Genomic DNA, 16,470 nt, shown 5'->3' on the forward strand with positions numbered 1-16,470 from the left:
TAGCCGAAGTTTTGGTTAAAAGACAGTTAAATATAGCCATTTTATTTGCGTATATATCCATGAAACTGTTTTATTTTTTGATAAAATAACTGGTTTTTTATTGTTTTCTGTCCTAAGTGTAAAATCTGAAACTCAACACAAGGCATCCACCGCAGTAATCTCTTTTTTATCTTATCTTCGTCCGAATTTAAGATAACGGTGGAAGGGTAGAAGAGCATTAGGGAAATGAAGAAAGTGCTAATTTTGATGGGTGTTTTATTGATCCCCATACTTTTTATTATACTGAATAATACGGGCCGGGGAACAGTCGCTAAAGATAATATTGTGTTTCGGGATAAATTATCTGATTACAATTTATTCAAGGGCAAAATTGCTGATCTTGTTCCAAATGACCAGGGGGTCTCTTATGAATTAGCTTCGGCCCTATTTACAGACTATACCGATAAAAAGCGTGTCATCTTTCTTCCTAAGGGAGGAAAAATGATCGCCACAGACGATGGTTTGCCCAGCTTCCCCGATGGTACCATCATTGCCAAAACTTTTTTTTATCCTCCGAGAGATGCGGTAGGGGACTCGAGACAGCGGCTGCTTGAAACGCGGCTTTTGATTCATAAAGACGGACAGTGGAACGCAGCTACCTATCAATGGAATGCGGCCCAAGAGGAAGCTTTTCTGTTGATGGACAGTGCTTCCGTGCATGTCTCCTTTTTGGACAACAAAGGTGTTGAGCGACAAACAAATTATATTATTCCTTCCCGAAAGGATTGTATGGCATGCCATCGACAAGGAAATCATTTGCTCCCGATAGGTCCGAAGATCAGAAATCTAAACCGTATAATCGTTCACGATCGTGACAGCATCCAGCAACTGGTCCGGTTGACCCAGATGGAGGCTCTTGATCTGAAATCGTTCAAAGTTTCCAATAGTTTGCCCGGTTATGAGGATATTGGTCAATCGACTGCAAATCGTGCCCGAGCTTATCTCGAGATCAATTGCGCCCATTGTCACAACCCTAAAGGAACGGCCTATATGACCATGCTGGATCTGAGGTATGAAAGCCCGTTGAATGAAACTGGGATTTGGTTAAAACAAGCTAAGATTATTGGACGGATGTCTACATTGGGAGAGATGCATATGCCTCAAAAGGGGACTACTGTACTTCATGATGAAGGAATACTGCTGATTAAAACTTATTTAAAAACACTACAATAGAAGCTTATTGCTTATCCCTATCGACAATCTTTTAAGCCTGCCAGCTCGCTTTTATAGCCCCGCTGCATATCCTATTTATTTCTTTTAATAAAATCTATAGAATTAGTAGATTATATTAAAATTACTTCTATATTTGTGAGAAGATAACAGGTCGCGAATGAAAACATGTATTACTTTTCAGCGTGGCGAATTAACACATTATTATGGAACATATCAATATTAGTAAAAGCACATTTTTCGTAAGTATTACTGCAAAGTCTTTGAAGGCTAAATCCCCAGATGTAAGAAAGATGCGAATGTGCCATATAGGATAATTTCCCTTATCTTTTCTCAAACTGACAGCAGGGGAGGCGCTCGCTTCCCCCCATGTCTTCAAAATAAAAACAAGTTTTCGATTGGCGTTGGCACTTGTTCGTATTCACCATTAACACTTTATCTATGAAAAATCTTAGGGTACTCCGGTATTCTACCTTGTCGCTATGTTTACTATTATCTGGCGTTGGGCATCAGGTATATGCGCAAACAGATGTCAGACCGATTATCAATGCATCCTTATCGGGATATGTATATGATAGTCAGCTTAAACAACCTCTTGAAGGCGTAACCATTCAACTCGAAGCCGTAACTCACGTTGTTACAACAGATCAAAAAGGTTTTTTTCAAATTGTAACGGGACAGAAATTACCCTTTTCGATTACACTCTCGCGCATTGGTTACAAAAAAAAGACCGTGTTAGTTGCCGAATCTCCCACGAAAATAGAATTGGATCCAGTTACACAGGACCTTGATGAGGTGGTCGTTGTTGGCTATGGCACACAGAAAAAAATCTCATTGACCAATTCAATCGCCAGTATTGATGGTGATAAACTGACGAAAAGACCGGTTTCGAATACCCAGCAAGCTTTACAGGGCCTGCTGCCAGGGGTAACCGTACAGGACCTTGGTGGAAAACCAGGGCAATCGGCGGCCAATATTCGAATCAGAGGATTGACTACATTTAATACCAACTCGAGCAGCACCAGTGGCTACGATCTCAGCAAGAATAATGCTTTGGTCATCGTGGATGGAATTGAACAACCCTGGTCCAAGTTAAACCCCAATGATATCGCCTCAATTTCAGTCCTAAAGGATGCGGCTTCCACGGCGATATATGGATCGCGCGCGACCAATGGTGTAATTATTGTGACCACCAAAAGTGCAAAATCTGGACATGTTGTGATTGATTATAATGGTTATTACGCTTTACAGAAATCAATTAATAAGCCCAAGCAAATGGATGCTGTATCCTACCTCCAATTGCAACAGGACGCCTACCGTAATGCGGGACTGGCGGTGCCAGCACGATTTAGTGATGAATCGATTACGGCTTACCAAACGGCGACGGATCGTGAAAAATATCCTTTACCAAATACCTGGTTTGACACGTTGTTGAAAACGGCTCCTCAACAAGACCATGCCTTGTCATTCACTGGTGGAAATGAGATCCTGCGCTCTAGATTGGCCGTTCGTTATAACAAGCAGGATGGTATTATTGAGCATTATGGTGCTGAATTGGCGGATATCCGGCTAAACAACGATTACAAAGCAACCTCTTGGCTTAATTTTACGGGAAGTATAAACTACCGATATAGCAAAGCCGCCGAGCCCGGACGTGATCCGATCAATAATTTTCTCCATGGCTCGATGTGGGTGGTGCCTAAATATGATGATGGTACCTACGGATTAAGTACGCAAGGAAATAATCCTTTAATGTTGATTGAAAAAAGTGGTTTTAAAAAGGTAAATGAAAACTACCTAAGCTCCATCGTTAAAACAGACATTCAATTAGTGAAAAATTTGTTGTTTACTTCCCAATTTGGTGTTAGGGTAAACTTCAACAACAGCAAAACCTTTTTGAACGCTTTTGACAATAAAGACCGAAATACAGGGATAGTAAAGAGTTTTCCGATCAATTCGTTAACCGAAATTCGTGATAATAGCAGCGAGTATACATGGAACAACCTGTTGACCTATCAGTTGACGACCGGGCCAAATCATATCAAGGCATTAGCTGGGTATTCACAGATTCACAATTACCAAAATTATCTTACGGCCTATCGCGAACGATTCTACAACAATGACATTACCTCTATTGGACAGGGGGCTGACGACGCTACAAAAAATAATAGCGGTTATGATGTGCAGTATGGCTTGCGTTCTTTTTTTGGTCGGATAAACTACGATTGGAGGGGCAAGTACCTGCTTGAAGTGAATGGCCGCTATGATGGTTCATCCCGTTTTACGGGAGACAAACAATACGGTTTTTTCCCTTCGGCATCAGCTGGATGGCTACTATCCAAGGAAGAGTTTTGGAAACCCATAGGGAATTGGTTGAACGAATTCAAGTTGCGTGCTTCCTGGGGAAAGACGGGAAACCAATCTGTCGACTTGTATAGTTATTATTCGGCCTTAATTGCAGCAGGATATGATTTTGGGGGTAAATCTGTACAGGGGTATCGGCTGGACAGTTATGCCAATCAGCAATTGGGTTGGGAGTCTACGACACAGTATGACTTGGGTTTGGATGCCGCTTTCCTAAACAATCGCTTGACGTTTACCTTGGATTATTATAACAAGGTTACCGACGATATTTTACTGAATCTGGATATTCCTGCCGTTTTGGGATTAAAACCTTCACCCCAAAATGCTGGTACGGTACTGAATCGTGGCTGGGAATTTAGTGCAAATTATCAGAAAAGACCAAGCGCTCCTGGGGCTTTTGCTTATCAATTAAATGCAAATTTTAGTATCAACCATAATGAAGTAACAGATTTAAAAGGTACAGGACCCTATATCGCGGGGTCGGATATCGACCCAAGGTATATCATTGCCAAAGGGCTACCTATCAATACCCTTTGGGGATATAAGACCGACGGTATCTTCCAGTCTGCGGAGGAAATTAAAGCTTACGGTGCTACGTATGCCACCAATACGAAGCCTGGAGATGTGAAATATGTGGATTTGAATGGCGACGGTATAATCAATGCAAATGACATGGCCGCTATCGGAAATTCCTTTCCCAAATATACCTTTGGAATTAATGGGAGTTTCAGTTTTAAAAATTTTGATCTTGATCTCCTTTTTCAAGGAGCAGCGAAAGTCGATACGCGTTTGTCGGGAGCTTTGGCAGAAATGGGTAATCAGGAAGGATTTACACATGAAATATTTACAGGCAATTATTGGACACCGACACATACCGATGCACGCTTTCCGCGTGTGGTCAAATATGATTTGCGCAATGTCGCAACGTCGGACCGTTTAGTGGTCAATGGTTCTTATCTGCGTTTGAAAAATATACAGGTTGGGTATACAATACCCCTAGAGGCAATCGGAAAGACAGCAATCAACAAACTACGGGTATACCTATCGGCGACAAATTTATGGACAATTTCAAAATTGAATGAATGGAATTTGGATCCCGAAGCGGAATCTGGACGGGCAGTATATTATCCGCAAACTGGACTTTATACACTGGGCGTGAATTTGACCCTGTAGTGTGATTGTTACTATACTATTTAATTGAAAACTCATGAATTTTTACAAATATCTATATCAAAAAGGAAACTGGATTTTCAGTTTCGGACTGTTTTCGCTTATGCTGATGGGCTGTGATAAGAATCTGTTGGATGCCGTGCCAACTGATCGCCTGTCGGAAAATATATTTTGGAAGAGCCAAGCCGATGCGGAGCTTGCTGTAAATGCGCTCTACAATGATCTTGATGGAGCAGAAATCTTCTATTCGGATGCATTGACGGACATAGCGCATGTCAATCAGCCTTTCGCTGTGGATGCGTATATCGAGCTTGGTACTTATGACGCTTCAAGCTCCCGATTGTACAATACCTGGAGTAACGCCTATAAAGGAATCGGGGCGGCCAATTATTTTTTGGCGAATGTTGGTAAGATCGAGGGCAGCCGGGATGAAACCCTAATCGCCAGATTTATCGGCGAAGCTCGTGTGTTAAGAGCCTATCAATATATCAAATTGGCCTATTTATTTGGCGGGGTACCTTTGGTAAAAGCGCCGCTGACTTTGGAAGAGGGAAGGGCGGTACAACGCGCTGACCTTAAAGAAATTTACGATTTTATTGACACCGAATTGGAACTGGCCGCGGCAAGTTTGCCTGAAAGCTACTCCAGTAACGATATCGGGCGCATAACCCGTTGGGCCGCATTGGGCCTGAAAGCACGGTCAGATTTATATGCAGGACGATTTGCAGCAGCAGCAAAAGACGCAAAAACAATTATCGATAGCAAACGATTCGAGCTTTACCCCCTGTATGCAAATCTCTTTACGTATGCGGCTGAAAATAACAAAGAGGTGCTGTTGGATAAGCAATTTCTGGAAAATATATACACACAAAGTGTTTTTAACCTCTTAGCCCCCTATAGCCAGCAAAATGGGCAGAGTACCTATGTGCCTACCAAAGCCTTGACAGATAGTTACGAGACTTCCGGTGGGTTGGTAATTACGGATGCCAATAGTGGTTATGATCCCAAAAATCCCTCTGAAAATCGCGACCCGAGGCTTGCTTTGTCAATTTTTTTGGATGGCGATCCGCTTCCAAATGGAGCTATTTTTCATCCTGCACCCAATAGTGGGACTGCTGATGCTGTGGGGAGTACTTATATTGCTTCCACAACAGGTTTCAATATAAAGAAATATATCGATAAAAAAGATTTGGCAAACCCCTCAAAAAGTGGGTTGAATATCATGCTACTGCGTTATGCCGAAATATTATTGACCTATGCGGAAGCAAAGATTGAGCTCGGCGAAATTGATGGCAGTGTTTACGATGCCATTAACCAAATTAGAAATTCACGCACTGATGTAAAACTTCCAATAATAAGTAATCAAGTAAATCAGGAACAACTTCGCCAGTTGGTTCGTCGCGAGCGTACAGTGGAACTGGCATTTGAGGGTTTACATCTCGCGGATATAAGACGATGGAAAACGGCCGAAAAGGTTGTTCCTGGTAAAGTGTATGGCATCACGTATCAAAATAACAACGGAGAGGCAGTTGTCGTTGAAGCAGCCTCGGAAAGCCGTGTTTTTGATGCGAAAAAGCATTATCTCTGGCCCATTCCACAACGGGAAATTAACCTCAATCCGAATCTAAAACAGAATTCAAATTGGTAAAAATTGTTATCTTGTGGCACGATTCCAATTAACTCATGCAAATATGATGCGATACACTAAACTTATGACCTCTATGGCTTTATTTTTACTGGTGGCTTTTGCCAATGCCCAGCAAAAAAAGCCTAATATTATCTTGATTCTGACCGATGATCTTGGTTATAGCGACATTGGTTGTTATGGAAGTCCGAATATCTCAACCCCTTTTTTGGACTCGATCGCCAGTAAGGGCGTGAGAGCAACAAACTTTATGGTTTCTACGCCCTCGTGTACACCGTCAAGAGCTTCTTTATTAACCGGAAGATATGCTTCACGTGATAATCTTCCCGCACCGATCGGTCCAGGCTCCAATTTAGGCCTGCCTGACGATGAGGAAACGATTGCCGAATTATTAAAAAAGGTAGGCTATAGAACTGCGTTAATCGGGAAGTGGCATTTAGGGGATAAACAGACTTACCATCATCCTAATCAACAAGGCTTCGATTCTTTTTATGGCATGCTGTATAGCCATGATTATCGCGATCCTTATGTAAAAACAGACTCTGTCATTAAGATCTTTAGGAATCGGAAACCTGAAGTCGTTGCGCCTGATGATTCGGACCTGAGCTCACTTTATCACAAAGAAACAGTGAAGTTCATAGAAGACCAAGATAAAGATCATCCATTCTTTTTATACTATGCGCATAATTTCCCGCATCTTCCTTTGGCATTTGCCAACAAAAAGAACCGATTTGCAGATCAGCAAAATGCAGGCCCACTTGGTGCGGTGATGCAGGAGTTAGATCATAATTTTTCGGAGCTCTGGAAAATGGTTGAGCGAAAAGGCCTTGCCGATAATACCATTTTGATTTTTTCAAGCGATAATGGCCCCTGGATATCCTATCCATCGCGGATGTCTGACGATCATGCCACAAAAAATTGGCATGTGGGTACTGCTGGAGTCTTCAAAGGTTCGAAAGCCGAAACAACAGAAGGTGGTGTCCGTGTACCTTTCATTGTTTATGGCAAAGGCTATGCACAAGAAGGAAAAGTTATTCGGCAGGCAATTAGCAACTTGGATGTATTGCCTACGATAGCCAAATGGACTGGTGCATCCTTGCCGAAGAAATCCATTGATGGCCAAGCGATCGATTCTTTGTTGAATGGGAAATCGGAAGATTTAAAAACAGCACACAGACCGATATTTTTGGTGAATTATGGACATGTTGAGGCTGTTCGGTCAGGCGACTGGAAGTATCGGCGGATAGCAGCCGGAGTCAATCAGATTTCGGGCAAACCCTATGATGCTATTGAAGAATTACATAACATTGCCTGGGATCCGAGCGAAAGAACCAATATTTTAAAGGATTATCCAGAAAAAGCGGCGGAATTGCGCGTATTGTTTGAAAGCTTTGATGGGAATATGAAATAGGTAGGCGTAACGACAGCCTAACATAAACAAGGCGGACCTTATTTCCTAAGGTCCGCCTTGTTTTTTATACAGTTGCAATAGATTTAAAGCAATTCAAATTCTTTTTCTTTGACATCGCGACTGTTCGGACCAATATAGACTTTGAAATTCCCTGGTTCGGCAACATAATTGAGGTTGTTGTCGAAGAATTTAAGATCGTCTACTTTGATGTTAAAGTTTACGGTTTTTTGTTCTCCTTTTTTGAGAAATATTTTTTGAAACCCTTTTAATTCTTTTACGGGACGAGTGACAGAGCCAACTAAGTCCTGGATATAGAGTTGCACCGTTTCTTCCGCATCATAATTTCCGGTATTACTGATGTCGATACTTGCTTGAAGAGTACCTTTATCGTCGATTGTGTTGCGGTCAAGACGGATGTCACTATAGGTAAAAGTTGTATAACTTAATCCGTAACCAAAAGGGTAGAGCGGGGAATTGCTTACATCCAGGTAATTTGATTTGAATTTTTCAAAATCACCCGAGTTTCCATAAGGTCTGCCGGTATTTTTGTGTGCATAATAGATCGGAATCTGACCAACATTGCGTGGGAAAGTGGCCGTAATCTTTCCTGAAGGAACGACATCCCCAAATAAAACATCGGCTACTGCTTTTCCTGTTTCCGTTCCGCCAAACCAAACGTTTAATATTGCGGGTACGTGAGCATCTTCCCAGGTGAGCGTTAGCGGCCTACCTGTAAACAATACCAGTACAACTGGTTTTCCTGTTGCTAATAGTGCTTTTAACAGATTTTGTTGATTTTTCGGAATATCCAGTTCTGAGCGACTGGAGCTTTCACCTGACATTTCAGACGCTTCACCAAGTGCGGCCACAACGACGTCGGATTGTTGGGCAACTTTCAGGGCATCAGCAATGATCTCTTCTTCTTTTCGGGAATCGCGTGCGATGGTACGGCCGAACATGGTTGCGTGGTTTTGGTAAATCGGATCCTCCAACAGATTACTTCCGAGATGGGTGAGAATATTTACTTTGTTGCCTAACACGGCCTTCATTCCCTCAACTAAAGAGGCTGTTTTGTCCAATTCAGCACTGACACTCCAGGTTCCGGGCATATTTGGACCTGAATTGGCTAATGGGCCAATGACAGCAACTGTTCCTGTTTTTTTTAATGGAAGCACTTGGTTTTCGTTTTTCAACAAAACAAATGACTTTGCTGCAATTTCCCGGGCTTTGGCATGATTGGCAGCCGATCCGATCACAGTTTTTGCCCGTTTTTCGTCACAATAGCGATAAGGATCGTCAAATAAGCCTAATTTATACTTGGCCTCCAAAACAAAACGGCAAGCCCTGTCAATATCTGCAATCTTGACTTTTCCAGCATCCAAAGATTTTTTTAGTGTTGTCAGAAATCCTTCACCGACCATATCCATATCAACCCCAGCATTGAGGCTTAAGGCAGAAACCTGCTGGAGGTCACCGAGGCCGTGTGCCGTTAATTCGTTTACCGCAGTGTAATCGGTTACGACCAATCCTTTAAAGCCCCATTGCTTCCGTAAGACATCAGTCATTAACCATTTGTTTGCCGACGCAGGGACACCATTGATATCGTTAAAAGAAGTCATAATACTTCCCGCTCCAGCGTCTATAGCCGCTTTGTAAGGCGGTAAATATTCATTGTACATGCGGTGGAGGCTCATATCTGTGCTATTGTAATCACGGCCACCTTCAGCGGCACCATATAAGGCAAAATGTTTAACACAGGCCATCATGGTGTTGTGTGCTGCCAGGTTATCCCCTTGGAAGCCATGAACGATAGCTTCGGCTACCCGAGAGCTTAGATAGGTATCTTCACCTGCACCTTCGGAAATACGGCCCCAGCGTGGATCGCGCGAGATATCTACCATGGGCGAAAATGCCCAATTAATTCCATCGGCGGTCGCTTCTTCGGCTGCTATACGTGCAGATTGTTGAATCAAGTTCATGTCCCAGGTAGCGGCAAGACCTAAAGGAATTGGGAACACCGTACGATACCCGTGAATAACATCCATCCCAAAAATGATGGGTATTTTTAACCGGGATTGCTTGATCGCTATTTCCTGTGTTTTGCGGATTTTCGCTGGTGTACTCATGCTGAAAATCCCACCGATTTGACCATTTTTAATTTTCGCTTCTACACCGGTGGATACCGTGGTTCCAGTGGTCGCTTCACCACCGGTTACCAAGTTAAGTTGTCCAATCTTTTCGTCGACAGTCATCTTAGCCATAAGCTGATTAATGAACGTGTCCATTTTCTGATTGGATTGCGCTGGACTTGTATGCCAGGCGAGCAATGCAAGAAGGAAAGTACCTACTACTTTTTTCATCGTATTATTTTTTTGTGCGCATGGATTTTGCTTCCCTCGCTACATGGTAAGTTTATGTAAAGCGCTCAAGATGACTCTTGAAGCTCTTTTATGGGATGTCCTGTTGTTTTCGTGGAAGGAACCATTCTCAACGTGTGACGGATTGAAAATGATTCCACAGACCACTATTTTAAATAAGGACTTGTAAAACCGAGTTTTTTTAGTCCTTGTTGAATTTCTGGGGCCTGCATAAATAGCTCCCAGATTTTGCCTGTTCTATAGTTTTCGATCATGACAATAATAGGCCCCTGATCGATGGCTAGATAACGTTGTGGATACCAATTTGCCGTTTCACTGTAGGCATCATAGTAGCCATATTTACCCCAGACTTTATTGCCGAGTTGTTTGTCTAGGTATTGTGCAAACTGAATGCTTTCATGCGGTGTGTAAGGCATGGATGACAAAGCTGCTGTCGGCGAGATCACGCCAGGGTCGTTGTCTGGGTGATGTGCATCGTAGCCGTTAATGGAATAGCTGGCCGTCCAGCCCCAGCCTTTATCCGAACCGTAACCTTTATAACCTTTTGGGTTTAGATCTGCATAAGCCAAATTTATCTTGGCATGGTTGCTTGTCGCTTCCCAATAATCTGCATATTGGTCTTTTAATCCTTTGGGACTCAATCCTAAATAGGAGTAATGTTCCCAGAATAGCGGCCCCACTTCACCTTCTTTGGCATTGTGCTTGAGTACGAGTGGAATATCGTATTTTTTAGCGGAGCTTTTAATTGCACCAGATCTTGCCCAACCCTCATGATACACTTGTGGTGCAATAGGGTAGGTAGGAGAGGAGGCTGCTAAAATATAGGTAATCAAACATTCGTCGTATCCTCTGACGGGGTGATTTTGCTGGAAGTTAAATTTAGGACTCCAATGCCAATAAATAACATTTTGTCCATTTGTGTAATGATTCCAATTGATTTCTTTCCATAGTTTATCTGCTTTTTGGGCAACGAGTTGGGCAGAATCACCTTTGTCTTTTAGATATTCCCGAATGGCGATTAGGCCTTGGGCTAAGAATGCTGTTTCAACGATGTCACCGCCATTATCTTTTTCACTAAAGGGTTTCGCTGTACCCAGTTCTCCATCGTACCAGTGTGCCCAGGCTCCTTTAAACCGTTCGATTTTGCCTAGATAATCCATGATGTGATCCAGCTTTTGAACACCTTGTTCCTGACTGATAAACCCACGTTCCATGGCGACAATCATACCCATGAGCCCGAAGCCACTACCACCTATGGTCACGACATTACGGTCATTTTGAGGGTAAACACCATCCATATGGATGCGTTCCCTGGCGAGACCGGAAGTAGGTTCGGCACCTTCCCAAAAATATTGAAATGTATGTTGCTGAATAGTTGTTAATAGCGAATCTTCATTGATTTTGCTTCCATCGGTTGAATCAATCTTTGAGGGACTGTCTGGACTGCTGTTAGTAGCGTTTTGGCACGAACTGCTGAGAATAAGCGCCAAAGCTATACCGCTAAGTGCTGGATATGCTATTCGTTTTCTCATGGATATGTTGTTTAATTCTTAAAAAAATGTTCAAACGACCTATGGTCGTTTGAACGGAGTTATTTTACTTATATAGTTACCAACCGGTATTTTGCGGCATTTCTGGTGTTTGGATACGTTGATTTTCCGGAATTGGAAAAAGCATCATTTTATCCTGGAACGTTTTTCCATTGGCTGCCATGGCAGTTTTTCCCTGTTTTGTACGAATTAAATCAAACCAGCGGTCATGCTCAAAAGCTAATTCAAGACGTCTTTCTTTCCAGATCAACTGGCGGAGCTGTGCTTGGTCGGTTGTCGTTACATTGGCTAATTTTACGCGTGTACGTACCATATTCAATGCATTCAGTGCTTCGCTGCTATTGCCAACCTCATTCGCAGCTTCGGCTAGGATAAGATAAATTTCACCTAGACGGAGATAACGTACGTTCTTATCACCATCAGCGGCACCTCCATTTGCAGACGAATACGCTTTTTCATTATACATGGGATTTTCTACACCATTGTCAATAAGGCGGCCATCGTACAGGGTTTCGCCTCTGAAAATAATCGTTGCATCGCGACGGATATTGTCTTTTTCGGCATTGAAGGCATCCAGTAAGTTTTGGCTTGGGATATTAAAACCCCAGCCTAAGTTGACCGCTCCTCCACGAGGAGCCTGTACTTGACTATATTGTTGGATACCATGCGCGATAGAGGTACCCCTTGCTTGAAATTCAAATAATGATTCGGGACCATTTTCCCCCGCTAAGCGCCAAATTGTTGCATAATCTGGTTCGAGACTGTATCCTCCAGATGTGATGACAGTTTTCGCCATATCAGCAGCTTGTTGCCATTTGCTTTGATACAAATAGACTTTTGACATTAATCCTTGTGCAGCACCTTTGGTTGCTCTACCTAAGTCTTTTGCAGCATAAGCAGATTTGACTGGAAGATTGTCGATAGCAAATTGTAAATCAGCTTCAATATAAGCGTAAACCTCAGCTGCGGGTTCTCTTTTTATTAAATCACGTTCTTGAATAGGAACATCACCCCATCCACGCACAAGATAGAAGTAGTTCAATGCACGTAGAAAACGGGCTTCGGCAATCAATCTGTTTTTATAAGCTTCGTCTGTCAATCCAAATTTTTCCGTGTATTCAATAGCTTGCGTAGCCCGCCCAATGGATTTATACCAACGTGTCCACATGGAAAGAAAGGAACCTGTTGTTGAAGTGTAAGTCAACTCGTCTAAACTTAGTTTATCACCACCGGCATCTGTAGCTGAACTACCTTTATCCGCATTATCGGAAAGCATGTCCGTGATACCAATGTAAGAGAAAGAATAATCCCAGTCAGTAAACATTCCATATACACCATTGACAAATTGCTCGGGTGTGTAGATTTCTTCACTGTCTTCGGCTTCAACATATTCTTTAGAAGGTACATCTAAGAAGTTGTTGTCTTTGCAGCCTTGTAATGCAATGCCCCCACTAAGAAGAATTGCTATATAAAGTTTGTTAATTTTCATTGTCTTCAAAACTAAGGTGATTAAAATTGCATGTTAAGTCCAAATAAGAAATTACGTGTCGTTGGATAAGCCGAAAGCTCAATACCAGAAGTTAAATTTGGACTACCGTCGCCTGCAAGTTCAGGAGAGAAACCACTATAATTCGTAAATATAAATGGATTCTGTGCAGTAACATATAATCTTAGTTTAGATCTCGAGCTATATAAGTTGTTGAAAGTGTATCCTACGGTGATATTATTGATACGGAAATAAGCGCCCGATTCAAGGAAATAACTCGAAGCCCAATATGCTCTTTCTGCACCAGGATGCTCATTGGTTGAACCTGCGCCAGTCCAGCGATTTTCAAAAGTTGACAACGCGATATTCTCACCCGCATTGGAACGAACACTATTTAGACCATTGTAAACCTTATTGCCTGCAACACCATATCCAGAGACATTAAAATCAATAGCTTTGTAATTAACACCAACATTGATACCATATGTTGAAGTCGGTAAAAATGATCCAAAGAAAACCTTGTCGCGGGAATCGATGACACCATCTTCATTTTGATCCTTGTACTTCAGATAGCCAGGTTTTGCCGCGCCAAACGATGGGTAATTTTTTACATCTTCAGCGTCTTGAAAGACACCATTTGCTTCAAACATCCACCAGCCATAGATCGGTTGTCCGACACGGAGTTGTTTGGTAATCTCCCCATTATTTAAACTACCTCCAGTAGCACGGTCATAGGCAGGAACCACTTCTGTTACTTTGTTTTTGTTGTAGGCATAATTGACGCCGACGGTATAACTGAATTCAGGATTAATGCTTTTGTTCCAATTTAAAGCTACTTCAACTCCTTGATTCAGCACTTTGGCACCATGCGCATAGAAATTTTTCTCTGAAGGAGAAGTGTAAGTTGGCGTTACATCAAGAATAGTATTGGTATTCAGCTTATGATAGTAGTCAATGGATCCTGAAAGCTGATTGTTTAGAAATGCAAAGTCTACGCCAGCGCCTGTTTCTCTGGTTACTTCCCAGGTTAGATTCACGGCAGGAGTGCCATAAGCACTACCATACACCATATTCTGTTCAGGACCGAAAACGTAGTTATAATTTGAACTTTCTGGACTTGTTAAAATTGTGGATACATTTAACGGGATATCTTGGTTACCTAATTTACCCCAGTTTCCGCGCACTTTCAATAAATTAATCCAGCTGGCATCTTTCATAAAGCTTTCATTGGTTACCGTCCAGCCTAATCCCACCGATGGGAAGGTACCCCAATATTTTCCTGTATTACGGAAAACACTTGATCCATCTCTACGCAATGTTGCCGTTAAATAATATTTGCTATCGTAATTGTACTGTAATCGTCCGAAATAAGAAGCTAAGGCCCTCGGAGTATAAGACGTTTGCAGCGCAACAATACCATAATTGGTTGTTCCTTTTGCAAGATTAATATTCCAGTATTGTTCTTGTTCAGGCACATTATAACCCGTTTGGCTGCTCATGCTGTTAATGTCGTATTTCTCACGTGACATCCCCACAACCGCCTCAATATGATGCTTGTCAAAATTCTTGTTGAAGGTTAAGAAATTCTCGATAGACCAACGGAATTGTTCCAGATTTTCATATTTCAGACTATTGTCTACATAGTCAAGGGCTTTTGGATTGTTTTCCTTTAATTTGATGAAATCAGATTCATTCAATAACGTATTTGCATTTAACCATTGATCTTTTACATTATTAAAAATCCGTTGTTTCGAATAAAATTTATTCCCGCCAATACGCGAATTGATTTTCAGATAATCGGTTATTTTGAATTCTCCCTCAAAACTTCCCTGTAGGCGGAGCGTATTTGTTCTTTCATTTTGACGTAAAACCTCATATACTGGATTTCCAATGGAATTTAGGTTTCCGATGGCTTGCCCAGGAGCTGCCTCAATACCGGCAACACCAGTTGTTGTATTTACACGACCTAAACCGTAACGGCCATTATCAAACATCACGGGAGCCAGCGGTGACTGACGATAAGCCGTGGTGAAAGCACTATAGGGCTTGGGCGTTGCGTTTGTTAATGTAAGATTTAAATTTTGACTGAACTTTAGGCGATTGTTTAAAAATTTATATACGTTGTTATTGCGTATGGTATTTCTTACAAATTTGGAGCCATCAAGAATACCATTTTCGGTATAATTGTTTGCGGATACGAAGTAATCAACTTTATCAGTTCCGCCAGAAATATTAACGGCATTATTAAATACAGAACCTGTACGTAATAATTCGTCATACCAATCTGTATTATATTTTTGATTCTCTGCTAAACGGTACGATCCATTGGTCGAGGTTAGGTATTCATTTGCAAATGTTCTAAACTGGTCAGCGTTTGCCATTTTCACACGATTGAGGACATTTTTTATACCTGCAAAGCTTTCATAATTGATGTTTGTCGTCCCCGTTTTACCTTTCTTCGTGGTCACGATAATAACACCATTTGCAGCCCGAAGACCGTAAATAGATGCAGAGGATGCATCCTTCAAAACATCCATAGATTCAATATCTGATGGATTGATATTATTAATATCTGTTTGTGCAATTCCGTCGACAATATAGAGTGGATTCCGTCCTGATAATGCCGTTCCTAAGCCCCTGATAATTACATTAGGTGAGGAACCGGGGGCTTCATTTGCAATAATATTGATACCTGCGGCTTTACCTTGGATGGATTGCATCGCTGACATGGCAGGTTGCTTCGTGATATCAGATGATTTCAAGGAGCTGATCGATCCCGTCAGATCCGCTTTCTTTTGTGTACCATAACCGATAACCACAACCTCTTCTAATGCTTGGTTTTGATTTTCTAAGAATACATTGAGTTGCGTTTGATTGCCAATGTAGACGGTTTGTGTGCGATAACCCAGAAAGTTAAAGACCAATGAGTCGGTTGGAGAGGCGTTGATTTGAAATTTCCCCGTTGCATCGGTTTTTGTAGCTACTGCTTTCCCTTTAATACTGATGGTGACGCCTGGCATGGAGATCATGCTTGAGCCATCTTTGACCACTCCTTGTATGGAAGTTTGTCCATAGGCAACAGATACGACCATGGATGTCAAAAATAATGCGGATAGATTCCTCATATCGTTAATTTTTGGTGTTTGTTTAAAATACGTTGGTTATTTCCCTGAAGCAAATATGTTGATGTAGTACAACTTTGCCAAAATTTAACATTTTCACATCACTACTACATGAAATTTTAGCTTGCTCAGCTT

Annotated in this window: 8 protein-coding genes; 4 read left to right on the plus strand and 4 right to left on the minus strand. The window is 41.9% G+C overall.

Going from position 1 to position 16,470, the window contains the following annotated elements; translation table 11 throughout:
- Positions 1 to 225: 225 nt before the first annotated feature.
- From K2F45_RS09165 to K2F45_RS09180, 4 genes are all read left to right on the plus strand, one after another.
- Complete coding sequence (locus K2F45_RS09165; RefSeq protein WP_248933366.1) at positions 226 to 1,212, plus strand: hypothetical protein; 987 nt, start codon at positions 226 to 228, stop codon at positions 1,210 to 1,212.
- Between the two features lie 438 nt (positions 1,213 to 1,650).
- On the plus strand, positions 1,651 to 4,746 hold the full coding sequence (locus K2F45_RS09170; protein WP_248933367.1) for a SusC/RagA family TonB-linked outer membrane protein: 3,096 nt from the start codon (positions 1,651 to 1,653) through the stop codon (positions 4,744 to 4,746).
- A 34-nt stretch (positions 4,747 to 4,780) separates the two neighbouring features.
- Positions 4,781 to 6,391 (plus strand): RagB/SusD family nutrient uptake outer membrane protein, encoded by a 1,611-nt coding sequence (locus K2F45_RS09175; protein WP_248933368.1) that lies wholly within the window; start codon positions 4,781 to 4,783, stop codon positions 6,389 to 6,391.
- Between the two features lie 73 nt (positions 6,392 to 6,464).
- The gene (locus K2F45_RS09180; RefSeq protein WP_248933369.1) at positions 6,465 to 7,799 is read left to right on the plus strand and encodes a sulfatase-like hydrolase/transferase; all 1,335 of its coding nucleotides are present in this window, start codon (positions 6,465 to 6,467) and stop codon (positions 7,797 to 7,799) included.
- A gap of 83 nt (positions 7,800 to 7,882) precedes the next feature.
- On the opposite strand, the gene bglX is transcribed toward K2F45_RS09180, so the two are convergent.
- The 4 genes from bglX to K2F45_RS09200 all read right to left on the minus strand — a co-directional run bounded on the left by bglX (position 7,883) and on the right by K2F45_RS09200 (position 16,338).
- Complete coding sequence (bglX, locus tag K2F45_RS09185; protein WP_248933370.1) at positions 7,883 to 10,159, minus strand: beta-glucosidase BglX; 2,277 nt, start codon at positions 10,157 to 10,159, stop codon at positions 7,883 to 7,885.
- Between the two features lie 164 nt (positions 10,160 to 10,323).
- Positions 10,324 to 11,709: a glucoamylase family protein gene (locus K2F45_RS09190; protein WP_248933371.1), complete on the minus strand. Its 1,386-nt coding sequence runs from the start codon at positions 11,707 to 11,709 to the stop codon at positions 10,324 to 10,326.
- Between the two features lie 76 nt (positions 11,710 to 11,785).
- The gene (locus K2F45_RS09195; RefSeq protein ID WP_248933372.1) at positions 11,786 to 13,216 is read right to left on the minus strand and encodes a RagB/SusD family nutrient uptake outer membrane protein; all 1,431 of its coding nucleotides are present in this window, start codon (positions 13,214 to 13,216) and stop codon (positions 11,786 to 11,788) included.
- Between the two features lie 20 nt (positions 13,217 to 13,236).
- Complete coding sequence (locus tag K2F45_RS09200; RefSeq protein ID WP_248933373.1) at positions 13,237 to 16,338, minus strand: SusC/RagA family TonB-linked outer membrane protein; 3,102 nt, start codon at positions 16,336 to 16,338, stop codon at positions 13,237 to 13,239.
- Positions 16,339 to 16,470 lie beyond the last annotated feature (132 nt).

The organism is Sphingobacterium siyangense (assembly GCF_023277505.1).
GTDB classification, from domain to species: Bacteria; Bacteroidota; Bacteroidia; order Sphingobacteriales; family Sphingobacteriaceae; genus Sphingobacterium; species Sphingobacterium siyangense.

Coding starts and splice junctions, on each gene's coding strand:
- K2F45_RS09195 (WP_248933372.1), bottom strand. CDS start 13,216: ATGAAAATTAACAAACTTTATATAGCAATTCTTCTTAGTGGGGGCATT.
- bglX (WP_248933370.1), bottom strand. CDS start 10,159: ATGAAAAAAGTAGTAGGTACTTTCCTTCTTGCATTGCTCGCCTGGCAT.
- K2F45_RS09165 (WP_248933366.1), top strand. CDS start 226: ATGAAGAAAGTGCTAATTTTGATGGGTGTTTTATTGATCCCCATACTT.
- K2F45_RS09190 (WP_248933371.1), bottom strand. CDS start 11,709: ATGAGAAAACGAATAGCATATCCAGCACTTAGCGGTATAGCTTTGGCG.
- K2F45_RS09175 (WP_248933368.1), top strand. CDS start 4,781: ATGAATTTTTACAAATATCTATATCAAAAAGGAAACTGGATTTTCAGT.
- K2F45_RS09200 (WP_248933373.1), bottom strand. CDS start 16,338: ATGAGGAATCTATCCGCATTATTTTTGACATCCATGGTCGTATCTGTT.
- K2F45_RS09180 (WP_248933369.1), top strand. CDS start 6,465: ATGGCTTTATTTTTACTGGTGGCTTTTGCCAATGCCCAGCAAAAAAAG.
- K2F45_RS09170 (WP_248933367.1), top strand. CDS start 1,651: ATGAAAAATCTTAGGGTACTCCGGTATTCTACCTTGTCGCTATGTTTA.